The 26,451-nt window shown below is 69.8% G+C and carries 23 protein-coding genes; 8 read left to right on the top strand and 15 right to left on the bottom strand.

What is annotated here, in order from left to right; all coding sequences use genetic code 11:
• Positions 1 to 16 precede the first annotated feature (16 nt).
• Both AB0F91_RS00665 and AB0F91_RS00660 read right to left on the bottom strand, forming a co-directional pair.
• The gene (locus tag AB0F91_RS00665) at positions 17 to 472 is read right to left on the bottom strand and encodes a roadblock/LC7 domain-containing protein (protein WP_360595082.1); all 456 of its coding nucleotides are present in this window, start codon (positions 470 to 472) and stop codon (positions 17 to 19) included.
• 14 nt (positions 473 to 486) lie between these two features.
• Positions 487 to 3,603 carry a nitrate- and nitrite sensing domain-containing protein gene (locus tag AB0F91_RS00660; protein WP_360593552.1) on the bottom strand — a complete coding sequence of 1,039 codons (3,117 nt, stop codon included), beginning with the start codon at positions 3,601 to 3,603 and terminating at the stop codon, positions 487 to 489.
• A gap of 708 nt (positions 3,604 to 4,311) precedes the next feature.
• On the opposite strand from AB0F91_RS00660, the gene AB0F91_RS00655 reads away from it, so the two are divergent.
• From AB0F91_RS00655 to AB0F91_RS00640, 4 genes are read left to right on the top strand one after another with little or no spacing between them, the layout of a single operon-like run.
• Positions 4,312 to 5,274: an ABC transporter substrate-binding protein gene (locus tag AB0F91_RS00655; RefSeq protein WP_360595081.1), complete on the top strand. Its 963-nt coding sequence runs from the start codon at positions 4,312 to 4,314 to the stop codon at positions 5,272 to 5,274.
• A 1-nt stretch (position 5,275) separates the two neighbouring features.
• The gene (locus AB0F91_RS00650; RefSeq protein WP_360593550.1) at positions 5,276 to 6,043 is read left to right on the top strand and encodes an ABC transporter permease; all 768 of its coding nucleotides are present in this window, start codon (positions 5,276 to 5,278) and stop codon (positions 6,041 to 6,043) included.
• Positions 6,040 to 6,867 carry an ABC transporter permease gene (locus AB0F91_RS00645; protein ID WP_360593549.1) on the top strand — a complete coding sequence of 276 codons (828 nt, stop codon included), beginning with the start codon at positions 6,040 to 6,042 and terminating at the stop codon, positions 6,865 to 6,867. Before AB0F91_RS00650 ends, AB0F91_RS00645 begins: the two co-directional genes overlap by 4 nt.
• Positions 6,868 to 6,889: 22 nt before the next feature.
• Positions 6,890 to 7,747: an ABC transporter ATP-binding protein gene (locus AB0F91_RS00640; protein WP_360593548.1), complete on the top strand. Its 858-nt coding sequence runs from the start codon at positions 6,890 to 6,892 to the stop codon at positions 7,745 to 7,747.
• A 58-nt stretch (positions 7,748 to 7,805) separates the two neighbouring features.
• Here AB0F91_RS00640 and AB0F91_RS00635 read toward each other — a convergent pair whose 3' ends face one another.
• The 7 genes from AB0F91_RS00635 to AB0F91_RS00605 form a co-directional block, all read right to left on the bottom strand.
• The gene (locus AB0F91_RS00635) at positions 7,806 to 9,023 is read right to left on the bottom strand and encodes an acyl-CoA dehydrogenase family protein (RefSeq protein WP_360593547.1); all 1,218 of its coding nucleotides are present in this window, start codon (positions 9,021 to 9,023) and stop codon (positions 7,806 to 7,808) included.
• A gap of 44 nt (positions 9,024 to 9,067) precedes the next feature.
• Positions 9,068 to 10,651: a benzoylformate decarboxylase gene (gene mdlC / locus AB0F91_RS00630; protein ID WP_360593546.1), complete on the bottom strand. Its 1,584-nt coding sequence runs from the start codon at positions 10,649 to 10,651 to the stop codon at positions 9,068 to 9,070.
• A gap of 35 nt (positions 10,652 to 10,686) precedes the next feature.
• Positions 10,687 to 11,604: a class I SAM-dependent methyltransferase gene (locus AB0F91_RS00625; protein ID WP_360593544.1), complete on the bottom strand. Its 918-nt coding sequence runs from the start codon at positions 11,602 to 11,604 to the stop codon at positions 10,687 to 10,689.
• Positions 11,605 to 11,808: 204 nt separating this feature from the next.
• On the bottom strand, positions 11,809 to 12,027 hold the full coding sequence (locus AB0F91_RS00620) for a DUF397 domain-containing protein (RefSeq protein ID WP_360593542.1): 219 nt from the start codon (positions 12,025 to 12,027) through the stop codon (positions 11,809 to 11,811).
• 2 nt (positions 12,028 to 12,029) lie between these two features.
• Positions 12,030 to 12,563, bottom strand: a complete 534-nt coding sequence (locus tag AB0F91_RS00615; RefSeq protein ID WP_360593541.1) for a DUF5753 domain-containing protein — start codon at positions 12,561 to 12,563, stop codon at positions 12,030 to 12,032.
• A complete protein-coding gene (locus AB0F91_RS00610) occupies positions 12,518 to 12,871 on the bottom strand; it encodes a helix-turn-helix transcriptional regulator (protein WP_360593539.1) in 354 nt (117 codons plus the stop codon). The genes AB0F91_RS00615 and AB0F91_RS00610 overlap by 46 nt, the downstream gene beginning before the upstream one ends.
• Positions 12,872 to 13,004: 133 nt before the next feature.
• Positions 13,005 to 14,645 (bottom strand): S53 family serine peptidase, encoded by a 1,641-nt coding sequence (locus AB0F91_RS00605; protein ID WP_360593537.1) that lies wholly within the window; start codon positions 14,643 to 14,645, stop codon positions 13,005 to 13,007.
• A 442-nt stretch (positions 14,646 to 15,087) separates the two neighbouring features.
• On the opposite strand from AB0F91_RS00605, the gene AB0F91_RS00600 reads away from it, so the two are divergent.
• A complete protein-coding gene (locus AB0F91_RS00600; protein ID WP_360593536.1) occupies positions 15,088 to 15,672 on the top strand; it encodes a sigma-70 family RNA polymerase sigma factor in 585 nt (194 codons plus the stop codon).
• Positions 15,673 to 15,683: 11 nt separating this feature from the next.
• On the opposite strand, the gene AB0F91_RS00595 is transcribed toward AB0F91_RS00600, so the two are convergent.
• From AB0F91_RS00595 to AB0F91_RS00580, 4 genes are all read right to left on the bottom strand, one after another.
• Positions 15,684 to 16,424 (bottom strand): GAF and ANTAR domain-containing protein, encoded by a 741-nt coding sequence (locus tag AB0F91_RS00595; RefSeq protein WP_360593534.1) that lies wholly within the window; start codon positions 16,422 to 16,424, stop codon positions 15,684 to 15,686.
• A 27-nt stretch (positions 16,425 to 16,451) separates the two neighbouring features.
• Positions 16,452 to 17,186 carry an ANTAR domain-containing protein gene (locus AB0F91_RS00590; RefSeq protein ID WP_360593532.1) on the bottom strand — a complete coding sequence of 245 codons (735 nt, stop codon included), beginning with the start codon at positions 17,184 to 17,186 and terminating at the stop codon, positions 16,452 to 16,454.
• Between the two features lie 69 nt (positions 17,187 to 17,255).
• On the bottom strand, positions 17,256 to 17,933 hold the full coding sequence (locus tag AB0F91_RS00585) for a copper homeostasis protein CutC (protein WP_360593531.1): 678 nt from the start codon (positions 17,931 to 17,933) through the stop codon (positions 17,256 to 17,258).
• A gap of 15 nt (positions 17,934 to 17,948) precedes the next feature.
• Positions 17,949 to 20,717: a nitrate- and nitrite sensing domain-containing protein gene (locus tag AB0F91_RS00580; RefSeq protein WP_360593529.1), complete on the bottom strand. Its 2,769-nt coding sequence runs from the start codon at positions 20,715 to 20,717 to the stop codon at positions 17,949 to 17,951.
• A gap of 197 nt (positions 20,718 to 20,914) precedes the next feature.
• On the opposite strand from AB0F91_RS00580, the gene AB0F91_RS00575 reads away from it, so the two are divergent.
• Positions 20,915 to 21,880 carry an ABC transporter substrate-binding protein gene (locus AB0F91_RS00575; RefSeq protein WP_360593528.1) on the top strand — a complete coding sequence of 322 codons (966 nt, stop codon included), beginning with the start codon at positions 20,915 to 20,917 and terminating at the stop codon, positions 21,878 to 21,880.
• Here the strand turns inward: AB0F91_RS00575 and AB0F91_RS00570 are convergent.
• Positions 21,877 to 22,506, bottom strand: coding sequence for a hypothetical protein (locus tag AB0F91_RS00570; RefSeq protein ID WP_360593526.1), 630 nt, complete (start codon positions 22,504 to 22,506; stop codon positions 21,877 to 21,879). The two genes, AB0F91_RS00575 and AB0F91_RS00570, sit on opposite strands and share 4 nt — an antisense overlap.
• 89 nt (positions 22,507 to 22,595) lie before the next feature.
• Between AB0F91_RS00570 and AB0F91_RS00565 the strand changes: the two genes are divergently transcribed.
• Positions 22,596 to 24,242: a DNA repair helicase XPB gene (locus tag AB0F91_RS00565; RefSeq protein ID WP_360593524.1), complete on the top strand. Its 1,647-nt coding sequence runs from the start codon at positions 22,596 to 22,598 to the stop codon at positions 24,240 to 24,242.
• Here AB0F91_RS00565 and AB0F91_RS00560 read toward each other — a convergent pair whose 3' ends face one another.
• Positions 24,243 to 24,689 (bottom strand): nitroreductase family deazaflavin-dependent oxidoreductase, encoded by a 447-nt coding sequence (locus AB0F91_RS00560; RefSeq protein ID WP_360593523.1) that lies wholly within the window; start codon positions 24,687 to 24,689, stop codon positions 24,243 to 24,245.
• 327 nt (positions 24,690 to 25,016) lie between these two features.
• On the opposite strand from AB0F91_RS00560, the gene AB0F91_RS00555 reads away from it, so the two are divergent.
• Positions 25,017 to 25,778: a DUF4253 domain-containing protein gene (locus tag AB0F91_RS00555; RefSeq protein WP_360593521.1), complete on the top strand. Its 762-nt coding sequence runs from the start codon at positions 25,017 to 25,019 to the stop codon at positions 25,776 to 25,778.
• Positions 25,779 to 26,451 lie beyond the last annotated feature (673 nt).

Here is a 26,451-nt window from a genome sequence, read left to right as displayed (position 1 = left end):
GAAGTTCCCGATCCGCCTAGCGGCGGATCGCAGCGCCCTGCAGTTGCGCGCGCATTTCCGGCGTCAGCTGCTGGCCGACTCGTTCGACCAGCAACGTCATCTCGTACACGACGAGACCGATGTCGCTGTCCGGCGCGCCCAGCACCGCGAGGCACGAGCCGTCGGAGACCGACATCAGGAAGAGGAAGCCGTTGGCCATCTCGACCACGGTCTGCGCGACCGGGCCGCCTTCGAACACCTTCGCCGCGCCGCGCGCCAGGCTGGTCAGCCCGGAGGCGACCGCCGCCAGCTGGTCGGCCCGGTCCTTCGGCAGCCCTCGCGAAGCCGCGAGCAGGAGCCCGTCGGCCGAAACGACCACCGCGTGGGCCGCGCCCGGAACCCGGTGGACGAAGTCCGTGATCAGCCACGCGAAGCTGCCCGCCACACCGCCGGCCCTGCCGTTCGGCTGCGCCGAGCCGCCCCCCGGCTGCACTGCACCCGCCCGTGTCACTGTCGCTCCTCACTGCTGTCGCTCACATACCCGGACCCGGTGACCCGTACGCCTTCGTCGTCGAGCCGGGCTTCGTCGGCCGGCCGATCCTTCAATGCGTGCCGTCCGGAGGTGTACCCACGCTGGAAGCTTGCCATCCTGTTGCGGGCCGCGGCGGCCGAGCGGGTGATAGCACCCGTTCCGGGCAGACCGGCAGTCGCGTCGGTGAACGAATTGTGCTGGTCATCCGGTGCCGAGTCGCCGCCGATCGAACCGGGCACGAGGTATGCGTTGGGCACCCGCTTGGGCAGGCCCGCCGGCGTGATCTCCTCGGCCTTCTTCTCCAGCAACGACTGCGCGGCCTGCCAGCCCTCGTCCGACGCGCTGCTCCAGCCGTCGTCAGAACCGGGGTAGAGAGGCGTCGCTTCGATCGGCTCCTCCTCACGGCTGCCGAAGGCGCCGTCGATCCCGGAAGGCTCCTCGGCGGCGGCCGAGGACCCGTTCGCCGCCGGGGCCCCGGGCGCCTCCGGTTCCGCCGGGGCCGCCTCGGTCGGAGCCGCGCCGGCAGCCGGAGCGCCGAGCTCGTCGGCCGAACCGGGTTCGCCGTCCTCGCCGCCCTCGCTGAACCACCGTGAGAGCACCGACTGGTAGATCGGCAGGCGCCGCGTGGGCACGTCGTCCTCGAGGGCCGACGCGCCGTCGTCCACGGCCGGTTCCTGCCGCTGTGGGTCCTCCGGCGCGACGTACTTCGGTTCGCGCTTCGGGAGCACCAGCGGCGGGAACTGGGTCTCCGCCAGGCTCGCACCATCCCCGTTGGACTGCTTGGTGAGCGGGGCGAGGTCCTCGGCCGTCGGCCACGCCGGCGCTTCCGGCAGCGCCGCCTCGGGGCTCAGGAACGGCCCGGCGGCACGGTTTCCCGCCACCAGGTCGTCGAGGCTGATCGGCTGGTCGAGCGGCACGAGGCCACCGTTGGCCTGCGCCGGCACGGCCGGTGCGGGCGGCGCCGCGGGCGGCGACGAAGGCGGCGTGGAACTCGGCGGCGTCGAGTCGAACTGGTCGAACTGCTGCCGGTTGGCCGGCGGCAGGCTCGGGTGGGAGACCTCGTTGCGGGTCAGCGGCGGCGGCGTTTGCCGCGGCGCGGGGTTGTTGACCCGCAGCTGCGTGAGCAGCTCCGCCGGCACCACCACGCGGGCGATCACGCCGCCCTCGATGTCCTCGTTCTCGCGCAGCCGCACCTCGATGCCGTGGCGCTGGGCCAGGCGCGCGACCACGTACAGACCCATTCGCCGAGTCACCGACACATCCAGGTCCGGCGGGTCGGCCAGGCGCTGGTTGACCTCGGCGAGACGGTCCTCCGTCATGCCGACGCCGTGGTCGGTGATCTGGATGGCCAGGGCCTTCTTGCGCGTGACGACCGCACGAACTGTGACCTTCGTCTCCGGCTCGGAGAAGTAGGTTGCGTTGTCCAGCAGCTCGGCGAGCACGTGCACGAGGTCGTGGATCGCGAGGCCCTGCACGGCGACCTCGGGGACGATGCCGACCTCGATGCGCGCGTACTGCTCGATCTCCGACACCGCGGCGCCGATCACGTCGGCCGCCGGCACCGGCTTGGGCACGGACTTCGCGAGGCCGGCGCCCGAGAGCACCAGCAGCGACTCACCGTTGCGCCGCAACCGGGTGGCGAGGTGGTCGAGCTCGAACAGACTCGCCAAGTGGTCCGGGTCCTGCTCGTCGGCCTCGAGCCGGTCGATCACGCCGAGCTGACGTTCCACCAGCCGCTGCGACCGCCGCGAGAGGTTCACGAAGATGCCGTTGACGTTCTCGCGCAGCAGGGCCTGTTCGGCGGCCATCTTCACGGCCTGGCCGTGGACCACGTCGAACGAGCGCGCCACTTCACCGATCTCGTCGCGTGAGGTGACCGGCACCGGGTCGACGGCCTTCTTCGAGGCGTTGACCGGATCCGGATCGTCCAGAATGGACTGAACCGTCTCCGGCAGCCTCGTGTAGGCCACGTCGAGCGCCGTGGTCCGCAGCACGCGCAGCGGCCGCAGCATCAGGCGGGCGATCACGAGCATGAGGACCAGCGCCGCGATGAGCGCCGCGAGCACGATCACACCGCCGACCCACGCCGAGCGCACGGCCGAGCTGGCCAGGTCGTCGGCTTGGGTCCGCAGCTGGGTGAGCAGGTTCGTCTCGACCGCGCGCATCTTGTCGGAGGCGACGGTGCTGTCCTGCCCGAGCTGCGTCGGGTCGATGTTGAGCGCTTCGCCTTGCTGGGCGAAGGAGAACGCCTGGGTCTGGATGCGGCGCCGGTCGTCGACCTCGGGGCCCGAAACGGTGTCGGAGTACAGCTGCACCTGGTCGTCGGTGGCGTTCGCGAGGAACGCCGCGATGGACGCGTCGCCGCTGGCCTCGGCGGCGCGCGTCTCGTCGAGGAGGTCTCCGGGGAAGCCGTTGCGGAAGGCCGCGATCTCCAGGGCCGTGTCGCCGCGGAGCGTGAACTCCTTGGCCTCGCTGATGGCCTGCGTGCTGTTGCCCAGGCGCAGCAGGTCGCGGTCCGTGACCGCGGTGGTCACCTCGCGGCCCAGCTGGATCAGCGAGTTGAGGATGGAGGAATAGGTGTCCAGCACCGCGATGTCCGAGTAGGACGAGGAGCTCACTGCCGCGCGCAGCGGGCGCAGCGCGTCGAGGCGCTGGATTCCGCGGGCGTACCGATCAGCGGTGGCCTGGTCATCGGGGTTCAGGTTGACCAGCGAGTTGCGCAGGTCCTCGACGTCGTGGTCGACCTTCGCGATCTGCGCGTCGAGCCCGGTCTGGCGGAGCGCGTCGCCGGAGGAGATCCGCGCGACGGCGAGGCTGCGCTCGCCCTGCAGGTCGTGGATGACCGTGGTCACCTTGCCCGCGAACGCGACCTGGTCGGCGGTGTGGCCGAGCTGAACGGCCTGCTGCGCGTCGTCCGCTACCCGCAACGCGCCGAGCACGAGCGCGGTGAGCGTCGGGATGATCAGGATCAGCGCCAGCTTCGAGCGAAGCCGCCAGTTGTTCAGCGCCAAGACCGAACCCCGTCGTGCGGGATTCGCCCCACTCTCGCGCGCAGGGGCCCCTCCCACCCCCGCGGTGTCTTCGTTCGGCACCGCCGCACCACCATCTTCGTCCGGGCCCGAGGGACCCTGTGAGTTGAAGCCTGCCGTGCCCGCGACCACTACCCGCACGCTCCCGGCAGGCCGCCCGGCACCTCAGCGGCCCGGTCGACCTGGGCCATTACACCCTTTCGGGGGAAAAGATCCACTTCCAGGTGCGGTTTCGCGCCGCCCTGGACGCGGAATCGGTTCAGTACTTGCATGGCGTTCGATCCCCGCACTGGTCGATCACTGGTCCATTAGGCCTAAGCCACCAGTCCGCCGACGAGTGCCGGCCTGCGCAGAGTGCCTCTCAGCGAGGCTGACTCTCACTACATCGGTGGTCCACACCTCACACTGCCGGAGCAGAGGGTAGCGAACGACTCGGTGATTTGTAACCCTCTTGACAGCCGATCCGGAACACCCGAGTAGCGGATCAAGCCGATTCGTAGTTGGCTCCGACGTGCTGGATGATCTTCAACCCGACCACCTCGATCCCCTGATCGAGTGATTCACGCCACTGCCGGACCGTTGATGAACACCCATTGTGATGGATGCGTCGCTTCTCTACAGTAGCCGCGTGACTCCGGACAATGAGCCACACCCACCAAACCCAGCACGGTCAAACACCCATGTGACCTCATTCTCCAAGGAGTGGCCTTGTTTGAAACAGCCGGGAGCAGCCAGGCAAGACTCGGGCGCCGTGGCTTCCTCTCCCTCGCCCTGGCGAGCGGTGTCGCACTGACCGCGAGCGGCTGCGGCCTGCTCGGGGGTTCGGACGACTCGGGCAGCACGAACGGCGCGTCGGGGCTCGAGAAGACGAAGATCAAGGTTTCGATCATGCCGACGATCGACGTCGCACCGTTCCACCTCGCCGTGCAGAACGGCTACTTCAAGGACGAAGGCCTCGAGGTCGATTCCGTCGACGCCGCCAGCGGCGACTCGTCCGTGACGAAGCTCCTGTCCGGAGAGGTCGACGTCGCCTACGCGAGCTACACGCCGTTCTTCATCGCGAAGAGCAAGGGCAACGCGGACATCAAGTTCGTGTCCGACGCCTCCTCGGCCGGCCCGAAGAGCACCGAGATCGTGGCCATGCCCAACGGTTCGGTGAAGAGCGTGCGCGACCTGGCGGGCAAGAAGATCGCCATCACCGCGCAGAACACCATTTGCGACACCCTGACCAAGTCCGTGATGCGCGACAACGGCGTGGACTTCTCGCACGTGCAGTGGGTTTCCCTGCCGTTCCCGAGCATCGGCGCGGCCGTGAAGCGCGGCGACGTGGACGCGGGCTTCCTCACCGAGCCGTTCATCACGGGCTCGGCGAAGACCAACGGCACGGTGCCGATCATCGACACGGCGACCGGTGCCACGCAGGACTTCCCGACCGCGGGCTACGGCTCGCTGGGCAAGTTCACTTCGGAGAACCCGAAGACCGTGGCGGCGTTCCAGCGGGCGATGCTGCGCGCCACCAAGGAGTCGGCGGACCGCTCGAAGATCGAGCCGCTGATGGTGCAGTTCTCGAAGGTCGACCAGGCCACCGCCTCGCTCACCGCGCTGCTCACCTTCCAGTCCACTTTGGACGCCCGCCGTCTGCAGCGCGTGCCGGACCTGCTGCAGCAGTTCGGGTCGATCCCGGCCAAGATCGACGTCGCGCAGATGATCGTGGCGCAGCCGAGCGCCTCCTGACGTGCGGATCGTTCGGAACCTGGCCGGTCTGCTCGGCTTCCTCCTGATCTGGGAGGTCGTCGTGCGGGCCGGTCTGATCGACCAGAACGACGTGCCGCCGCCCACGGTCGTGTTCGCGCGCATCGGCGAGCTGTTCGGCGACACCGAGTTCGTGCGTGACGTGATCGCGTCCGTGCTCGCGTGGCTGATCGCGATGGCCATCTCCATCGTGATCGCGGTGCCCGCCGGACTGGTGCTCGGCAGCGTGCGCTGGCTGCGCGACGCGACCAAGGCCATCGTCGAGTTCCTCCGGCCGATCCCTTCGGTGGCCTGGATCCCGCTGATCCTCATCGTGGTCGGCGGCGGGCCCGAAGCGAAGATCACGCTCGCCGTCTACGCGGCCGTGTGGCCCATCCTGTTCAACACCATTTACGCGATGGCCGAGATCGACCCGGTGCTCATCGAGACCGCGCGTTCCTACGGCACGCCGAAGTCGCGGCTGTTGACGTCGGTGGCGCTGCCACACGCGGCGCCGTTCGTGTTCACCGGAATCCGGATGTCGGCGGCGATCTCGCTGATCCTGGTGATCAGCACGGAGTTCCTCGCCGGCGCGAAGCTGGGCATCGGGCAGTTCGTGCTCGAGGCGTCGTCGGGCTCCGGGCGGATGGACCTGGTGCTCGCGGGCACCGTCGTGGCCGGGGTGCTGGGATACCTCGCCAACGAAGGGCTCGAACGCCTCGGCAAGCGACTGTTCCGCTGGAGCAGCAACGACGAAGGGGACATCGCGTGACCGTCGTCGGCAAGCCGGTAACCGCCGCGCGCGGCCGCGTGAGCCGCGGCCTGAGCGGTTTCGCGCGCAAGTGGCTGCTGTTCGTTGTGCTCGTGGTGCTCTGGCAGGTCATCACGCAGTTCACGGAAAGCGTGTTCTTCCCGCCGCCGACCAAGATCGTCGCGGCGGCGGTGCAGCTGTGGTTCTCCGGCCCGGCTTCGCACGTTTTCCTCGGCCAGGCGGTGTTCGACCACGTCCTGCCCAGCCTCGCGCGCGTGCTCGGCGGCTGGCTGCTCTCGGTGGTGCTGGGGGTCGCACTGGGAACGGCGCTCGGGCGTTCGAAGACTGGCATGGACTACGTGGGGCCGCTGTTCGCGTTCTTCCGCGCAATCCCGCCGCCCGCGCTGGTGCCGGTGTTCATCGTGCTGTTCCACATCGGACCGGGCATGCAGATCGCCACGATCATCTTCGGCTCCGTGTGGCCGATCGTGCTCAACACGGTGGACGGCGTGCGCTCGGTCGACAAGGTGAAGGCCGAGACCGCGCGGGCGTTCCGCACGCCGCGGTTCTACTGGATCACCACGGTCGTGCTGCCGGCCGCGATGCCGAAGATCTTCGCGGGTCTGCGGCTGTCGCTGTCGATCTCGCTGATCCTGATGGCGATCTCGGAGCTCGTCGGCTCGCTCAACGGCATCGGCTACGCGCTGATCGCGGCCCAGCGCGCGTACGACTTCGACCAGATGTGGGCGTGGATCGTGCTGCTGGGCATCCTGGGTTACGGGTTCAACGCGGCCCTGCTCGCCGTCGAGCGCCGGGTGCTCAAGTGGCAGCCCGGCCGTCACTAGAACTTTCCGGAAGGTAGTCAGAATGTCGACCATGCTCGAGGTCTCCGACCTCAGCCACCGCTACGGCACGGGCGACAAGGCGCACGTCGCCGTGAACGCCCTGTCGTTCACCGTCGAGGCCGGCCAGCTGGCGTGCATCGTCGGCCCTTCGGGGTGCGGCAAGTCGACGCTGCTGCGCGCGATCGCGGGCCTGGTGCCGCCGACGTCGGGCACGGTGAGCCTGCACGGCGACCTGGTGACCGGTGTGCCCGACGACCTCGCCGTGGTGTTCCAGGACTACAGCCGCTCGCTGTTCCCTTGGCTGACGGTGGCGAAGAACGTCGAGTTCCCCCTGCGCTGGACCAAACTCGACAAGGCCGAGCGGCGCAAGCGGGCTGATGCGGCGCTCGAGGCCGTCGGTCTGGACGGGGTCGGGGCGAAGTTCCCGTGGCAGCTTTCGGGCGGCATGCAGCAGCGCGTGTCGATCGCGCGGGCGCTGGCTTCGCGTCCGGCGCTGCTGATCATGGACGAGCCGTTCGCCTCCGTCGACGCGCAGACGCGCTTCGAGCTGGAGGACCTGCTGCGGCGTGTCCAGCGTGAGCAGGGCACCACGGTGCTGCTGGTGACGCACGACATCGACGAGAGCGTGTACCTGGGTGACCGGGTGCTCGTGCTGTCGAAGTCGCCCGCCTCGATCGTCGCGGACCTGCCCGTGGACCTGCCGGCGGAGCGGGACCAGATCACGACGCGGGAGTCTTCCGAGTTCGTGACGCTGCGTGGTGAGGTGGCTCGGTTGCTGCACGGGCCGGCTTCGGCGGCGGTGGCGGATGAAGCGGAGCGTGAGCTGGTGGAGTCCGAGGTCGCGGAAGAGGCCGCGGTGAAGGCCGAAGCCAAGAGCTGAGGTCGTTCAAGGCACTACGAAAACGGGGCACCCACGCCGGGTGGCCCGTTTTCGTGTCTCAGGCCTTGGCTCGGGAGTCCGGGCCGGTCTCGTCGGGGCCGATCTCCGGCAGCGTCCGCACGCCGAGCACGTTGGCGCCCACCAGCTTGCGCGTGGCGAGGTTGCCCATCGGCATGAACGTGCTCGCCTGCACGTCGCGCCACATCCGCTCGAACGGCAGCTTCTTCGTGTACGACATGCCGCCCAGCACGTCGACGAGGCGCTGCATCACCTGCACGGCGTTGTTGGCCGCCACGTACTTCACGACGGCGCAGCGGGCCACTCCGTCCTGCACGTCGCCCGTGAAGAGGCGACGGGACATCACGTCCTCGGCGTGGCTGCGGATGAGCGCCCGCGAGCTCTCCAGCAGGATCTGGCACTCGCCGATCACGTCCTGCAGCACCGGATCGCCCGTCTTGCCCCGCTTGCGCAGCGACTGCACGGTCCAGTCGAGCGCACCGGCCGCGACTCCCGTGTAGACGGCCGAGAAGGCCGGCATCGCCCAGGACCACACGGTTTCCAGCACCCGGGCGTCGAGGTGCTTCACCGGCAGCGAGTGGACGACGGCGCTGTCCTCGACGAACACCTTGGTGAGCTCGACATCGTTGCTCTGCGTGCCGCGCATTCCCATGGTGTCCCAGGTCTGGTGAACCCGGACCCCGGGCTGGTCAAGCGCGATCTGGCACAGCAGCAGCCGCGGGCCGCCGTCGGCGTCCTCGTAACGCGCGGTGGTGGAGCAGTGCGTGGCCACGGCCGTGTTGGTGGCGAAGCTCTTGCGGCCCGAGAGCTCGAAACCGCCCTCGACGCGGACGGCCTCGGTGTTCGAGTCCGTCATGTCGTTGCGCAGGCCCGTTTCGCTGGTCACCGACGCCCAGATCAGCGTGCCCTCGGCGGCTTTCGTGAGCAGCTCGGCCAGGCGCGGCGACTGCGTGCGCCGCCACACGCTCGCCCATTGCCCCAGCGGCGAGAGGTGCATCGTGAACGCCAGCGCGGTGGCGCCGTCGCCCATCGCCAGGCGTTCCAGCACGGGCAGGATCTCCGGCAGGCCCGCGCCGAAGCCACCCAGCTCCTCCGGCACGGACAGGCGCAGGAAGCCCGCTTCCCGCAGGTCGTCGTAGTTCTCGTGGGGGAAGGAGTTCTCGCGGTCGTGCAGGCCGGCGCGCTCGGCGAAGACGTCGGCGAGCTTGCCGGCCTGTGCGACAAGTTCCTGCTGTCCGGGAGTCAGTAGAGGCTGCACCCGGTCATCCAAACAGCGTCACCCGGTCGGGTCAATCGCGAAGATCAATACAGTTTCTGCGGGTTCGGGTCCACCTTGACGTGCACGAGCGCGGGACCGTTTTCGGCGAGGGCTTCTGCGAGCGCGTCACGCAAGTCGGCGCCCTTTTCGACAGTCCGCGCCGGCACGCCCATGCTTTGCGCGAGTTGCGCGAAGTCGATGCCGCCGAGCTCGGTGCCCGGCACCTTCTTGCCACCGGCCGATTCGCCGAGGATCCGCACGGCCGCGTACTGCGCGTTGTCCAGCACTACGAAGGTGACCGGCACGTTTTCGCGCGCGGCCGTCCACAGTGCCTGCACGCAGTACATGCTGGAGCCGTCGCCGAGGATCGCGACGACCTTGCGGTCGGGCCGCCCCAGCGCCGCGCCGACGGCCGCCGGGAGGCCGTAACCGAGCGTGCCACTCGCGACGGTGAGGAACCCCGTGTCGGTGGCGGTGATCGGCAGGTGGTCGTGGAGGCAGTTGCGGTGGCTCGGCGTCTCCTCGACGACGATCGCGTTGTCCGGCAGGAGATCCGCGACGGTGGCGTAGGCGAAGTCCGGCGAGATCGGCGTGGTTTCGGCGGGCTTGGCGGGCTTTGCTCGGGGGGCGGGGGTTTCGCGGCTCTTCGCGGTGACGCTGCCGGTGAGGGCCTGGATGGCGAGCTTCGGCGTGGAGCGGATGCCGGTGCCGTTGCCCGCGCGGGCGAGGATCTGCTCGTCGTCGCTCACGAGGTACAGCGGCGGCAACGGCTCCTCCGGCTCGCCGCGGTACACGTGGTAGGTGAACGCGGGCGCGCCCAAGACCACCACCACGTCGTGCTCGCGCAGCGCCTCGGCCACCGCCTTGCGCTCGGGCTGCAGGAAGCCGAGGAACAGGTCGTGGTCCTCGGGGAACGAGCAGCGCGACGACATCGGCGCGGCCCAAACCCCGGCCATCAGCTTCTCGGCAAGCGCGACCACATCCGGCACCGCGCCGTCCCCGTCCACGCTGGCGCCGACGACCAGCGCCGGGTTTTCCGCGTGGTCCAGGGCGTTCGCCAGTTCTCGGAGAGCTTCGGGGTCGGGTGCGAAGCTCTGTGTCCGCCTTCCGGCGGGCAGCGGCATGGTCGCCTCGGCGTCCCAGTCGTCCACGGGCACGGAGACGAACACCGGCCCCTGCGGCGCCTGCGTCGCGATGTAGTACGCGTGCGCGATCGCGGCCGGCACATCCTGCGCCCGCGCCGGCTCGATGCTCCACTTCACGTAGGGCTTCGGGAAGTTCGCCGCTTCGACGGCCCCCAGGAACGGCTCGTCCGGCAGCAGCGAGCGCGTCTGCTGCCCCGCCAGCACGATCAGCGGCGCCCGGTCGCGGAAGGCGGTGAACACGTGGCCCAGCGAATGGCCCACGCCACCGGCCGAGTGCAGGTTCACGAGCACCGGCTTGCGCGTCGCCTGCGCGTAGCCGTCCGCCATCGCCACGACGGCCGACTCCTGCAGCCCGAGGACGTAGGTGAAGTCGTCGGGCCACTCGGTCAGGAACGCGATCTCCGTGGTGCCGGGGTTGCCGAACACCGTGGTCAGGCCGAGGTTCCGGAGCAGTTCCCGCGTGGCGTCGCGAATCGTGCGCATGATCCGGAGGCTATCCCGGCTCCCGGCTGGTTGTCTCACCCACCCGAGTGAACATTGGTGCCGCTCACGTAGCGCACGTCGCTCAGGCGCAGCGAGTCGTCTTCCAGCGGCAGGCCGTTGGCGGACAGCAGCTCCGCGATGGTGGCGCCACTCAGCTCCCAGCCGAGGCCGGTGAGGTAGGGCGCCGCTTCGTTGCGCTCGCCGTAGTAGCGGACCTTCGCCATGTCCGTGTCGAAACCCTGCTCCCGCCAGCGTTCCGCGATCCGGTTCAGGCCCGCCTTGGTTTTCTCCTCTTCACCCGGCTTCGGATTGGACCGGCTCTCGGTGGCCACGCGGCTGCCCGGCGCGCTGAGCTCGGTGATGGTGTCCAGCAGCCGATCCTGCGCCTCCGGCGGCAGGTACCCCAGCAGCCCTTCGGCACTCCACGCGGTCTTTTCGGTCGGCTCGAACCCGTTGGCCTTCAGTGCAGCCGGCCAATCCCCACGCAGATCAATCCCGACGACCCGGCGCTGCGCGGTCGGCTCCGCGTTGAGTCCACGCAGGGCGCGGGTCTTGAACTCGATGACGTCGGGCTGGTCGAGCTCGTACACGACGGTCCCTTCCGGCCACGGCAGCCGGTAGGCACGGGAATCCAGTCCCGCGGCCAGGATCACGGCCTGCCGGATGCCTGCTTTGGCCGCTTCTCGGAAGAAATCGTCGTAGAACTTCCCGCGCACCTTGGCAACCTCGATCGCCACCCGCCCCACCAAGTCTCCCGGCGGCTCTTCCCCACTCGCCAGCCGCGTCAGCAGGTCGATGCCCACCGCCCGCACGAGCGGCTCGGCGAACGGATCGGCGAACAGCGCGCTGCGCTCGCGCGTCGCGATCGCCCTCGCCGCCGCGGCCATCGTCGCCGTCGCACCAACGCTGGACGCGAGGTCCCAGGTGTCTCCGTCTCGCCGGGTGGAAGTCATGCGCCGCCTTTGTTTTTAGGACTTCACAGGCATTTTCTTGCACCGGGGGCAGCCCGCCCGCCGACACAAACCCCCGCCCTTCCCAGGGGGGCGCGCCCATGTCCATCCTATCGGCCACCACCGACAGAACCGGGCCGCAAGCCGTTGTGGCTGCGAGTTGTCCACAACTCCGGGCCGCTGTGGACAACCGGCCGCGGTCGGGGCTCAGCCGATCTTTCGGACGAGTTCAGCCCAAGCAGCAGGCGGAACAGCGAGCTCGCCACCGCGGCGGTCCTTGGTGTCCCGCACACGCACAACCCTACTCAGCAAAACCTCGACGCATTGACGCTCTTGCGAGTAACTGGACTTCTGCCACTGCAGCGCAACCTCGACGCATTGGCCCGTGTTGGTGTAGCTGGACTTGCGCCACGCACTGCCGAGCATCTTCAGGCCTCCAGTTCGGCGAGCACCCCCTGGATGAACTCGACGCTCTCCTGCTCGCCCAGGGCCAGCTCCGCCAGCTGTTTCGTGGCGACGCGGTACGCGGCCACATCAGCCTCACCGTACAAGTAGGCGCCGCCTCGAAACTCTTCCACGTGCACGATCGAGGGCAAGCTCTCGTAGTCGAGAAGGACGAAGCATCCGTGCAACCCGGCGTGGAAACCTAGCCCACGCGGAACAATCCGAACCGCGATGTTGCGGCGCCGGCCTACCGCCAGTAGGTGGTGCAGCTGGTCGACCATGATCGCAGAGTCGCCGATGTTCTGGCGAAGTGCAGCCTCGCCGATTATCGCGGTGAACTGCTCGACTCGGGAGAGAACATCGCGCCGAGCCATGCGGATCAGCACCGCGACCTCGACATCATCCTTCGAGATTCCCTTTTGGCGACCCAAGCAGGCGCGCACGTAGTCGCCGGTCTGGAACAGACCGGGAATCAGTAGCGGCTCCCGTCGAACAGACGGGTCGCCGTGCGTTCGCACTCGGCGTACGTCGCGGCCGGTGCCGGCGCACCAGGAACCACGCTCTCCAGCCAATTCGGCTCCCGAGCATGACGCGCCAGCAGCACCAACCGCTCGCGTTCCTCCACCGTCAAACGCAGGCAACCCGCCAGCGCCCCGACTTCGGACTCCTTGGGGACCCGGATCCCCACTTCCCCATTGCGCAGGTGACCCGGCGAGAGGTGGACCAATCTGGCCCGCTCGCGCAGGCCCATGCGGCGTTCCTCGCGAGCGGTGCGCAAGGAGAACCCCAGGGCTCTCGCCCGGGGCGTCGCGATCAGTGTCGACATGAGTGCACTGTGTCACCGGGAACCGACAGTTTCGTCCGCCAGGTTCGGGAACGGTGTCGCCCGCCGCAAACACCGAAGCGGGGCCCTTCCCGAACCGGAAAGGGCCCCGCCGCAACGAAAAAGAAGGAAGAACTCAGCCGATCAGACCCGAAAGCCCGGTGCCCTTGAACGAGCCCCAACCGGTGACCTGGTCGTAGCCCGTGCCGGCGCTGAAACCGGTGGTGCCGTTGAAGGTGTTGTTGCCCGTGGTCACGTCGTGGAAACCCGTGGAGTACGAGGAACCGTTGCCGATGCTGTAGAAGGTCGGGTTCAGATTGCCGAGCGAGCCGCCGTGGACCTGGTTCTGCAGGGCGGCGAAGGCGGCCCACAGCGGGGCGGCGCCGGAGGTGCCCCAGACGTTGCCGCTGCTGCCCTCGCTGACGATGGTGTATGCGGAGCCCGAAGCGGCGTCACCGGCGACGTCGGGGACCTTGCGCTTCGTGGTGCTCTGGTGCGACTGCCAGGACGGCGCGGTGAACAGCGTCGAGATGCCGCCGCCGCCGGCGCCGGCCGAGGCGCCGTCGTTCCAGGCCTTCTCGCTGCTGTAGGTGTTGGACGAGGTCACGGTGAGCTGGGTGCCGCCGACACCGGTGACGTTGGGGCTCGAGGCCGGGAAGTCGACGGCCTTCGAAAGGCTGCCGGTCTGGCGGGCGCAGTCGGTGGTGCCGTCGTCGCCCGCGGCGGCGAAGTAGGTGATGCCCTCGGCGGTGCCGGAGGCGATGGCGTTGTTCACGCTCCCGGCGGCCGACGAACCCTCGGCCGCCTCGCACGAGCCCCACGAGATGGAGACGACGTTGACCCGCGCGTCCGACGCGATCTTCTGGTACATCGCCAGCTCGCCGGCGTTGGAGTTCGGGGCCTCGTAGACGAACGAGCTCACCTGGGACGCGAGCGCGTGCACGACCTCGATATCCAGGTCGACCTCGACCTCGCCATCGCCCGGGTTGGAGTCGTAGTTGGCGCCGCTGACCGGCACGGTCGTGACACTGCCGCCGGACAGGCCGTACTTCGAGTCGTAGCTGGTGATATCGGACTTACGGTAGCCGTCGAACTCGACGAAGCCGACGTTCACGCCCGAGCCCGTGGCCGAGAGACCGCTGGTGGAGTACGCGGTCTTGAGGATGCTCGGTGTCACGGCCTTCACGACCCTCGGAGCGGCGGTGGTCGCCGAGTGCTCCTTCACGGCGTGGTTGTCGAGGCCGACCACGGCCTGCACCACCGACGAAACGGAGGCGGGCAGCGCGGGGGCGGAGTCGTTGGCGAAGAACTTGCGGCCGGTAGTGGTGTCGGTGTAATTGCCGAGACGGGTGTGGAACGTGGATTCGAGCTGCGCGGCCGAACCGGTGAACGTGATCGCCTGCCGGTTACCGGAAACCTCGATTCCCTTCGCGCCGTTTTGTTTCAGGAATGAAACGGCCTTCGCGACGTCGGCCGGCGTTGGGCCGAATGCCGCGTTGAATTGCTCCGGCGTGAGGAAGTGGTGGTACTGCGGCGAGGCCGGGTTCTGGACGTCGGAGAGAAACTGCTGGAGGGCCTGCTGGTTGTGCAACTTCAGCGACAGGGCGGCGTTGATCTGCTGACCAGCGTCGACGTCGCCACTGCGGGCACTCGAGGCGAGCGGCGCCGTGTTGGCGCCCATGGTGACCAAGGGATCGGCGTGGGCCACGCCGGCCAGGGAAAGGCACAGCAACGCCGGCAGCGGGACCGCTGCGGCGACGAGCTTGCGCAAGCGCATGGCAATTCCTCTCAAACGGTGGGGGACCTGGCCGAAACACTCCGTGCCTCGACCCGGGAAGGAGCATAAGCCGCCGAGGAACCTACTTTTGGCTGAGCTTTTCACAGTCCGTTTATGTTTCACGAGAGTAATTTCGACAGGTTTTAGCCGGAGCTGTCCTGAAATGGTGCTATTTCCCGTAATACACTTTTCGACGGATTTGAGGTGGTTCCTGATAAGTTCCTGATCCGGTCACCCCCGGCCGCGGCACTGCTGCACTGCTGCACTGACACGGTTTTCGCGCGTCGTCGATGCGCCGGGCTTGTTCGATGGACAATCCCGGCCCCTCGGAGCAGGCTGTCGGAGACTCGCGAAGCGTCCCCAGCCCCCGGTTGTCGAGCGTGCTCTCCCCCGCCCCGCACCACTTCGGTGCGGCGGCCCGCTCGACCTGGGAACGATGTGGATGGCCACCGACGACCGCGCGCCGGCGCCGCGCCCGGACAGCCGGCTCGTCGCGGCTGCCGTGGCGGGCGATGGCGCCGCGGTGGCCGAGCTCGTGGCATTCTTGCGGCCCGTCGTGCTCCGCTACTGCCGCGGCCGGCTCGGCCTGGGCGGCGGCGCCGAGGACTGTGCGCAGGAGGTGCTGCTCGCCGTGCTCGTGGAGCTGCCGCGCTACCGGTACGAGCCGAACAGCTTCCTGCCGTTCGTCTTCGGCATCGCGGGCCACAAGGTCGCCGACGAGTTCCGCCGCCGCTCCCGCAACCGCGCCGACCCCTACGCCGACGCCGGCGACGAGGACCGCCCCGGACCCGACGAGTTCGCACAGACCGACTCGCGGCTGCAGATCGAGGAGCTACTGGAGCATCTTGCGCCCGAGCAGCGTGAACTGCTGACGTTGCGGGTCGTTCTCGGCTACTCGGCCGAGGAAACGGCCGCGGCGCTGGGGTTGCCGAGCGCCGTGGCCGTGCGCGTGAGCCAGCACCGGGCGTTGACGAAGCTGCGCCGGCTGATGCGGGGTCGACCGGAGCCGAAGAAGAAGGATGACTGACGAGGCGGTTTTCAGCGCGTCGGAGGGATCCGGAACAGGTCCCGCACGGTCTCCGACCGGTTCACCACCTCAGCCGCCACCACGCTGAGCTTCCGGCTGTTGCCCCGCGCGTACCCCCGCAGCACCGCGAACGCCTGGTCCATCTCCAGGTTCAGCCGCTCGGCGATGAAACCCTTCGCCTGCTCGATCACGACCCTGCTGCTCAACGCGGTCTGCAGCTGCTCGACGAGCACCTCGTGCTGCTGGATCGTGCGGGCCTGCAGCAGGCCGATCGTCGCGACATCGACCATCGCGCGCGCGACCTGCAGGTTTTCCTCCGACAGCACGCCCGGCGCCGCCGAGAAGAGATTGAGCGCGCCGATCACGTCGGACCGCAGCCGCATCGGCAACGCGTGCACCGCGTGGAAGCCGTGCCCGAGCGCGGCCGCGGCGAATGCCGGCCAGCCGGCGTCGTCACGGCCGAGGTCCGCCGCGCTCACGGGGGTGCGCGACCGGAACGCGTCGAGGCAGGGACCCTCGTCGCGCTGCAGCTGGAAGAGCTCCAGGAGCCGCACGTGCTCGTCGGAGCTCGCCACCAGCTGCAACCCACCGCTTGGGCCCGCCAGCAGGATGCCCGCGGCGTCGACCGGGAGCAGCGACACGCTTCGAGCCGCGAGCAGGTGGAGGAAGTCGATCACGTCGAAGTCGTCGGTGAGCGTGTCCGCCAGTTCCACGAACGTGTCCACCAGCTGCCCTTCAGCCACCTGAACCATCTCCCACTACACAGAACGCGACATACATCAGGTTCCCCCTTCCAGCTCGAACCGAAACCGCCTGCTCACCACGTCCGCGGCGAGTTCCGACAGGGGGCGCTGCTCCGCGAACGCCCGCGCCCGCAGCGCGGCGAAGGCGTCGTCGAGACCGATATCGAGCTGCGCCGCCACCATGCCCGTGGCCTGGTGGACCTGTGCCGCTCGCAGCGAGAGGTTCATGGGTTCGTCGCCCGCCACTCCCCCCTGCTCGTCAAGCAGGAGCAGGAGCATCAGTTCACCGTAGGCCAGTGCGTCGGCCAGCAACACGGGCTCCAGCGGCACGGGCGCCTTCCGGTGGAACACGACCGTACCCACGTCGACGAGCCCCACCCGCAGCGGCAGCACGAACTGCGCGTGCACCCCGGCCTGCACGGCGAGTGGCGCGTACAGCGGCCAGCGGCGCGTCTGCTCGGCCGCGTCGAAGTCGCCCACCAGCACCGGAGACTGCAGCTCTCGGGCACTGCGGACCGGCCCCTCGCCCACGGTCACCTCGATCTCGGCGAGCACAGCCGCGAGGTCGTCGGTGGCCACCCGTACCTCTTGCCGGCCCGGGCCGGTGCTCACCAGCACGGACGCCCCGGCGACCCCGAGCCAGGCCACGGCCGAGTCGCACAGTGCCGCCACCGTGACGTCGACGTGGAGCAGGCGTGCTTCGTCCTTGACCCGCCGCCAGGCACGGGACAGCGGGGTGTCGTCACGCTCTCCGTTCTGACTCGCCTCCACGACCCGTGCCTTCGGCTTGTCCTGCCTGGCTGAGCACCACCCGGGCGGGAGGCCTCTGCACACCCTAGCTCAGCTCTTGACGAGGTCAGCCCACTCCCGAACCGCGCCGGCGTCCACAGGGGACTCCCAGCCACCGGGACGCACCGCGCTGCCCACGTGAAAACCCCGCACTCCCCCGGCGCGCAGGAGGTGCACCTGCTGCGCGCGCAGACCGCCCCCGACGAGGAGTGAAGGGCCTTCGGCGCGCCGCGCGAGCCGCTGCAGCACGGAAAGCCCGCTGCCGACGCCGTGCGGGCTGCCGGCCGCGAGCACCGTGTCGCAGCCGAGCTCGGTGAGCACGTCGAACGCGGCGAGCGGGTCGCGCGCGCGGTCGATGGCGCGGTGGAAAGTCCACGGCGCTCCGTCGAGCTCCTTCAGCAGCGAGCGGCACGCGTCGACGTCGATTTCGTTGTCGTCGGTGAGAAAGCCGAACACGAACTCGCGCGCGCCGACGGCCAGGAGCTTCGCGGCGTCGGCGCGCAGGGCGTCGAGGTCACCGGCGGCGAAACCGTCGCTGCCGCGCAGCATCACGCGCACCGGAAGGTCGGTGGCGGCGAGGACGTCGCGCACGGTCTGCTCCGCAGGAGTGAGCCCGTCCCGCGCCATTTCCGCGACCAGCTCGAGCCGGTCCGCCCCGCCTTCCTGAGCGCGCTGCGCGTCTTCCGGACCCAGCGCGATCACTTCCAGCAGGGCGGTCTTCGAGCTCATGGGGCATCCGTTCGATCAGGTCGCGGGGTTCTCGTCCCCCCGGGTGTGGCGGCCACGCCTGAACCCGCCTTGAAGGCTCGTCATCCGCTCGCGCACCGCTTCGGGGGAAAGCGAGAGTATCGGCCGCTGCTCGGGCACCTGCCCGGGGCCGGCCTCGATGCCGTCTTCGCCTGCTTTTTCGACTGCGTTCTTGACCTCGGCTACGCGCAGGAACGGCCAAGTGTCCTCGGCGCCGTCCTCCTGCTCCAGCTCGTCGGAGGTCGGCCACTCCGGCTGGGCCGGGCTCTCGTCCGGGTCGGTGGTGGGGAATTGCTCGACCGGGAACACCGGTTCGAGGTCGCCCGGTTCCGGCACGGTGCGGGCGTGCCGCGCGGGCGGTTCGGGCACGGGAGGTTCCGATACTGGTTCCGGCGTGCGTTCCGACCACGGTTGCGGTTGTGCCACGGGTTCCGCCGCCGGTACCGGTTCCGGCGGCGCCGGCGCGCGACCCTGGGGCGGCGGCGCGGCCGCGTCGAACCAGCGCGACAGCACGTCCCGGTAAGCGGGCATCCGTTCCGTCGGGGCGTCCAGGTCGAGGTGCGAGCGGTCCTCCTGCGCCGGCCACGGCGGCGTGCTCTCCACCACCGGCGCGCGCCGCGGCGGGCCGGGCTCGAGCACCGGAACGATCGGCGCCTCCGCCGGCGGCTCGGGGTCGTTTTCGCCAACCACGGGCTCCGCGGCCAGCGGAGCCAACGGCGGCAACAGCTCCGGCGCCGGCTCGGGTTCGGCGGCACCGGGAGCGGGCGGCTCGGGCAGCGGCGGCGCGTCGACGATCAGTTCGGCGGGCACGAGCACCGTCGCGGTGATGCCGGTGCCTTCGGCCAGGCGCAGCGAGACGTCGATGTGGTGGCGCTGGGCGAGCGTCGCGACCACGTAGAGACCCATCCGGCGCGAGACCTCGACGTCGACGTCCGGCGGGTTGGCCAGGCGCGCGTTGGTGCGGTCGATCTCGGCCTGCGGCATGCCGGCGCCGCGGTCGGTGATCTCGATGCGCCAGCCGCCGTCGGGGGTTTCGGCGCTCTCGACGGTGACGCCTGCCCGCTCCGACGAGTAGCGCGTGGCGTTTTCGAGCAGCTCGGACACCACGTGCACGAGGTCGTTCACGGCCTCGCCGCGCACCGCGAGAGTCGGTGCGGGGCCGAGCTCGATGCGCTGGTAATCCTCCACTTCGGACAGTGCCGCGCCCACGATCTCGTCGGCCACCACCGGTCCGCTGTCCTCGCGCACGAGGTCGGTGCCCGAGAGCACCAGCAGGTTCTCGCTGTTGCGGCGCATGCGCGTGGCGAGGTGGTCGAGCTCGAACAGGCCCGCGAGCGTGTCCGGGTCCTGCTCACCGGCCTCCATGCGGTCGAGCACGGACAGCTGACGTTCGACGAGATCTTGGCTTCGCTGCGAGAGGTTGACGAACATCGAGTTGACGTTCTCGCGCAGCATCGCCTGTTCCGCCGCCAGCCGCACGGCCTCGCCGTGGACCGCGTCGAACGCGCGCGCCACCTGGCCGACCTCTTCGCGCGTGAACACCGGCACTGGCGCGACGGCCGCGCGGTGGCGCAGGTTCTCCGGCGCGGGATCGGGATCGGTGAGCAGGCGTTGCACAGCCTCGGGCAGCCGGTGGTCGGCCACGTCCAGCGCCGTGCGCCGCAGCACGCGCAGCGGCCGTAGCAGCGAGCGCGCGATGACCACGGACAGGATGCCGGCCACGAGCAGCACGGCGAGCACGATGCCGCCGTCCCAGATCGTCGATGTGCGGGCGCGCGCGGCGAGCGAATCGGTCTGCTCCTGGAGCTGCACGAGCAGCGCTTCCTGCACCTGGTGGGCGAGGTTCACGGTGTAGGTCGCCGCGGTGTCCCACTGGTTCGGGTCCAGGCCTTGCAGCGACTGGCCGTTCTCCGCCCGCGTCAACGCCGACTCGACCAGGTCGTTGCCGATGTCGACGACGAGGCCGATCACCGTGTCGTCGTACATCCGCTGCTGGTCGGGCGTCGCGAAGGTGCGGTAGTCGTTGCGCGCGGCGTTGAGCTCGGCTTCCGCGCCGAGCAGTGCGCGCGTGCGGTCGCGGTTGAGGCTGCCCTGGGCGAGCGCTTCGGACATGATCGCGCGCTTGACCGACATCTGGTCCTTGATCCGCGCGAGGGCGTTGCCGGCGAGGCGAAGCCGGGCGAGATCGGGGTCCGATACGTCGGCGGCGGCCATGTCGCTGATGTCGAGGAGGCCCGAGATCAGCTCGCTGTAGGAGCGGAGCACGGCGTCGGCGGGGAACGCGGAGTGCTCGGCGGAGAAGCGCAGGCCGCTGAGCACGCGCAGCCGGTCGTCACTCTGCTGCAGGCTGCTGGCGGCGACGGCGTCCAGGCGCGGCTTGCTGTCGGCGAGCGTCTTCTCGAACGTGCCGATCGCCTGGTCCACGCGTGTGCGCTGGCCCGTGAGGTCGGTGGTGGCGCCCTGGCGGTTGCCGGCGACGAAGCGCACCGTGACGTCGCGCTCGCGCTGCAGCTGGTGCAGGACCGAGGCCACGGTGCTGTCCACGCGGCCACGGGCAGCGAACTCGGCGAGTTGCTGGGCGTCGCGCAGGTCCGTGCTCACGCGCAGGCCCACGAGCCCGATCACGGCGAGCGCGGGGATCAGCAGGACGACGAAAAGCTTGGTCCGCAGGTGCCAGTTGCGGAGGCGCCAGCGGCCCCCGACCTGTCTGGCGGCAGCGGGATCCGTCGCGTCGCCCGTTCGGGGACGCTGGTCGCGACGGCTCACCTAAGCTTCCTTTTCCACCGCGGCACCTCATCCGCGGACGACATCGGGGGTGTCCGGTTCGAGCCTACTCGGCAGTAGCTTCGCTCGACCGGATCGGGAAGCCGCACTGGCGGGGTCACGGCCCTGTCGGGGATCGTATGGGCAGCGGCCCATACGATCCAGCGTGATGCGGAGATTCTCCCGGTAGGTGAGAGCGGATGAACGTGCGTGCCCTGGTGTTGCCGCTGGTGGCGGTCTTGCTGGCCATCACCGGCTGCTCGCTGTTCGATTCCGGTGACGCAGCGGCGCCGGCGCCAGTGGAGCGGACCACTTTGCGCGTGGGCGTCGGCGGGCCGATCGACACCGCGCCGCTGCGCATCGCGGCGGCCGCCGGGAAGTTCCGCGAGGCCGGGCTGAACGTGACGCTCGTGGACCTCGGGACCGCGGACGGTCTGGCGAAACTCGATTCGGGACAGCTCGACGTGACGTTCGCCAGCGACGTGTCTCTCTTCCGCGCCGCCAACGCCGGCACCGCGTTGCAGCTGCAGGGCGAGGCGTACACGTCGGGCAGCAACACGATCGCGCTCGTGACGCTGCCGAACTCCGGCTACACCGAGCCGACGGTGAAGAAGTCGCCGAAGATCGCGGTCGACGACCTCGACGACATCGGCGCGCTGACCGCCCGTTCCGTGCTCTCGACCGCCGGCGTCGACGCGGCGAAGATCCACTTCGTGGCCGAGCCGTTCGACCGGATGCCCGGCGCGTTGCAGGCCGGCGACGCCGACGCGGCACTGATGGTGGAGCCGTACATCACCCGGGCGGAGAAGGAGCTCGGTGCGCAGATCCTCGCCGACGGGTCCACTGGCGCCACCCTCGACTTCCCGGCTTCGGGCTACGCGACGACCGGTGGGTTCGCGCGCGACAACCCGCGCACGCTGGCCGTCTTCCGGCGCGTGCTCATGCAGGCGCAGCAGACGGCTGCCGACCCGGCGATCGTCCGCGACGCGCTGCCGACCTTCTCCGACATCGACCCGACCACGGCGGCGCTGATCTCGCTGGGCACCTACCCGACCACGCTGTCGGGCATCCGGCTGCAGCGCGTGGCCGACCTCATGCACACGTCGGGCCTGATCCCGAGCCGGCTCGACGTGCAGGCGATGCTGCCGGAGGAGAACCAGCCCTAGATGTTCTCGCCCGCGGGCTGCAGGCAGACCGTGCGCTGGGGCGGGCCGGCGTAGAAGAGGGCGGTGTCGGCGGCGCCACAGGAGTCCTCGTCGCTGCTGCCCTGGTGCACGACTGCGCGGGCCTCGGCGTCGGGGTCGCTGCACGTGACTTTGCTGATTTCGGCCTCGTCGTCGACGTCGCGCAAGCACTCGCCGGACGAGACGTTGAGCGCCAGGCACAGCGTCTCGCGCGGCGCGCTGGTGCGGCTGGAGCCGCTGGTACCGCGGAAGAGCTGGAAGCGCACGTAGTCACCGCCGTGGCAGCTCGAGGTGCCGTCCTCGACGTCGTCGACGCGGTAGGTGGCGCGCTGCTCCGAGCAGCTCACGCCGTGGTAGCTCTGTGTGCCGACGCTCTCGTCGGAGAGGTACAGGCAGCTTCCCGCCACCGGCGTGCCCGACGAGCGGGCGATCGCGGCCACGCCGAACGCGGCGAGCACGCCCACGCCGAGCGCCACCACGATTCCTGCTGCGACCAGCACCTTCGCGGTGCTCGAGAGCGACCGGGGCTCGCCCGGACGGGGCGGCATCGCGCCTGGCGGCTGGAACGGGTTGGCGGCCGACGGCACGCCGAACGGTGGTGTGGTCAAAGGTCCCCTCCAGCTTTTCCTGCCGATCATCTTGGCACCCGGACGGCCGCGACGGGAGGGGACGGCTCGGGGGAACGTATAAAGGACGAGTGACTGATGGCCCCCTGATCGTCCAGTCCGACAAGACCGTGCTGCTCGAGGTCGACAACCCCCAGGCCAACGACGCGCGGATCGCGATCGCGCCGTTCGCCGAGCTGGAACGCGCGCCCGAGCACGTGCACACGTACCGCATCACGCCCCTGGCGTTGTGGAACGCGCGCGCCGCCGGGCACGACGCCGAGCAGGTGGTGGACGCGCTCACCACGTACTCGCGCTTCCCCGTGCCGCAGCCGCTGCTGATCGACGTGGTCGACGTGATGGGCCGCTTCGGGCGGCTGCAGATCACCAACCACCCGGCCCACGGCCTGGTGATGTCGACCACGGACCGCGCGGTACTGGAAGAGGTGTCGCGGCACAAGAAGATCAGCCCGATGCTCGGCGCGCGCATCGACGAGGACACGGTGATCGTGCACCCGTCCGAACGCGGGCGGCTCAAGCAGGCGCTGCTGAAGGTCGGCTGGCCCGCGGAGGACCTTGCGGGCTACGTCGACGGCGAAGCGCATCCCATTGACCTCGATGAGCAGGACTGGCACCTGCGCGACTACCAGCGCCAGGCGGCGGAGGCGTTCTGGGCCGGCGGCTCGGGCGTGGTGGTCCTGCCTTGTGGCGCAGGCAAAACGCTGGTGGGCGCGGCGGCCATGGCGCACGCCAAGGCGACCACACTGATCCTGGTGACCAACACCGTCGCGGGGCGGCAGTGGAAGCGCGAACTGGTGGCGCGCACATCGCTGACCGAGGACGAGATCGGCGAGTACTCGGGTGAGAAGAAGGAGATCCGCCCGGTCACGATCGCGACGTACCAGGTCGTGACGCGCAAGACCAAGGGCGAGTACCGGCACCTGGAGCTGTTCGACTCGCGGGACTGGGGCCTCGTCGTGTACGACGAGGTCCACCTGCTGCCGGCGCCGGTGTTCCGGATGACGGCGGATCTGCAGTCCCGGCGCCGCCTGGGTTTGACGGCGACGCTGGTGCGTGAGGACGGCCGCGAGGGTGACGTCTTCTCGTTGATCGGGCCCAAGCGGTACGACGTTCCCTGGCGCGACATCGAGGCGCAGGGGTGGATCGCGCCCGCGGAGTGCACCGAGGTCCGCGTGACCCTGACGGACGCCGAGCGGCTCGCGTACGCGACTTCGGAGCCGGACGAACGGTACAAGCTCGCGGCGACGGCGATGACGAAGATGCCGGTGATCAAGTCCATTGTGGAGCGTCACGACGGCGAGCCCACCCTGGTGATCGGGGCGTACCTCGACCAGCTGGAGATGCTGGGTGCGGAGCTGGACGCGCCCGTGATCCAGGGGTCGACGCGCAACAAGGAGCGGGAGGAACTGTTCGACCGCTTCCGCCGCGGTGAGCTGCGGACCCTCGTGGTGTCGAAGGTGGCGAACTTTTCCATCGACCTGCCGGAAGCGTCGGTGGCGATCCAGATCTCGGGCACGTTCGGCTCCCGCCAGGAAGAGGCGCAGCGGCTCGGCCGGCTGCTGCGCCCCAAGGGCGACGGGCGGCAGGCGCACTTCTATTCGATCGTGTCGCGGGACACGGTGGACACCGAGTACGCGGCGCACCGGCAGCGGTTCCTGGCGGAGCAGGGCTACGCGTACCACATCGTGGATGCGGAGGACCTGCGCCGGCCGCTGTAGTCACGGGTTCGGGGTGAGCAGGACGATCGGGATGACGCGTTCGGTCTTCTGCGCGTATTCGTTGTACAGCGGGAAGATCCCGGCCATCATCGGCCAGAGCGTCGCGTGTTCTTGTTCGTCGGCGATCCGGGTGCGCGCAGTGAACCGGCGTGCCCCGACCTGCACGCCGACGCTCGGCTCGGCCGTGAGGTTCTTGAACCAGGCCGGATCGTCGTCGTCCCCGCCCTTGGAGGCGACCACGACGAAGTCGTCGCCGTGCGTGCCGTAGATCAGGCAGGTGCGGCGGGGCTCGCCGGTCTTGCGGCCGGTGGTGGCGAGGATGAGGGTGTAGACACCGTTCTGCTCGTGCCCCTCCAGGCCACCGGAGCTCACGTACTTGCGCGTCTGCTCGGCCACCCAGTCCCACTTCGAGTCGGTAGCGCGGTCGATATCCTCGGCGACGGCCACGGTGGTGGTCCTTTCCTCTCGCGGCCACGTCGGCCGCTCGTGCCGGGGAGACGGAGCCGGTCGGGGGTTCTCGACGTCGGCTGGACGGGAATTACCGGTTTCCCGGTCGCGGTGGCCGCCGGTTGAGGTCCGGGAGCCGCGCGGCACCTTTCGCATCACCCATCTGTCACAGTGGCCCCATCTGTCACAGCAACCTCACCCCGCTTGCTCTGACCAGGTATTTTGCCGGTTCGCTCGAACGGATGAGCGAAATTCTCCCTGGAAATTGTCGGCCCCTCGAACTACTGTTCGACATGCAGGACCGAACACCAGTTCGAGGGGAAGCTCATGACGATCGCACCGTTCCGCCCCGGCCTCGGGGCACCGCCGGTCCAGACGTTGCCGCCCGGGCTGTGGCACGGGCGCATCTGGGTGTCCGAGGAGCCGCTCGCGCGGCCGCACCGGTACCCGGAGTGCGTCGCGGAGTTCGAGCGCTCCGGGCTCTGGCCCGTGCTCATCCCGCACGACGAGCGGTTCGCCGCGCGCGGGGAAGACTGGCTGGACGACCGCGGCCGCCTCGCCCCGGCGGGCCACCGTGTGGACTCCGTGGACCCCGCCGACGCCCTCGCGCGCTGGTGGGACACCTCGTGCTGCGACGGCGCGTGCCTGCGGCCCTTCGGCGCCCGCTTCCCCGGCCTCGCACGCCGCTCGCACCGCCGCGCCGACCCCCTCGCCGAGGCGGGCAACACCGGCTCCATCCTGGCCAACCGCAGCGCCCACCGCCTCGGCTTGGTCCAGACCGACCGCCCGGCCGACATCCCCGCCCTCCTCGGCTGGACGGGCATGATCAAATCCACCGACCAGGTCGCGGAGCTCTCCGCCGTCCTGCGCAGCTGGGAAGACCGCTTCGGCGCCACCCTGCTCTCCCTGGGCTTCGACTCCCTCACGCTGTCCGTCTCCGCCCCGCCACGCACGCAGGCCCGCGCCCTCACCGTGGCGGCCGAGCACCGCGCCTTCAGCCTCCCCACATACCTCTCCCAGCCCGGCACCCTCCGCGAGTACGCGAGCGGCCTCGTGCAGACCCGCCTGTGGACGTTCTCGTGGGCCTGACCCCAGCCCAGCAACGCCGGGCGGGGGTCAGGCCCCCGAGTCCAGCCGGCGCACCCAGCCGCAACCGCACGAACCGCGCGGGGCAGCCCGCTGCCCATCACCAGCCCGCGCCGGCCAACCCCCGAACCGCGACTCCAGCCGGCACACCCACCCCTCGGCCGACGAGCCACCCTGGGCAACCCGCAGCCCATCACCACCCCACACCGGCAACCCCCGAACCGCGACTCCAGCCGGCACACCCACCCCTCGGCCGACGAGCCACCCTGGGCAACCCGCAGCCCATCACCACCCCACGCCGGCCAACCCCCCGAACCCCCAGTCCAGCCAGCACACCCACCCCCAACCGCGACGAACCGTCCGCTGCCCATCGCCAGCCGCGCCGGTCGGCCCCGGTCCCAGAGACCAGCCGGCGCACCCACGTTCAGCAGACAATCCACCCGGGGCAGCCCTCCGCCCATCAGCAGCCCGCGCCGGCCGACCTCCCGAACCTCCAGTCCAGCCGCGCACCCACCTCCAACAGACGATCCGCCCAGGACCGCCCACTGCCCCACCCGCCAGTCGAGCCGGACGAGGCCGTCCCCCCGGGTGCGCCCGGGCCCGGCCAAAGCCGCCGCCCCGGCCGACCGGCGTCCGAAGGTCCTCGCGGCCGGATTCGGCGCCGGGCCGGGCAATT

The organism is Amycolatopsis sp. NPDC023774, assembly GCF_040639695.1.
GTDB lineage: Bacteria > Actinomycetota > Actinomycetes > Mycobacteriales > Pseudonocardiaceae > Amycolatopsis.
Note: the sequence above shows the minus strand (reverse complement) of the source record. Positions and strands in the feature narration are given on the sequence as shown.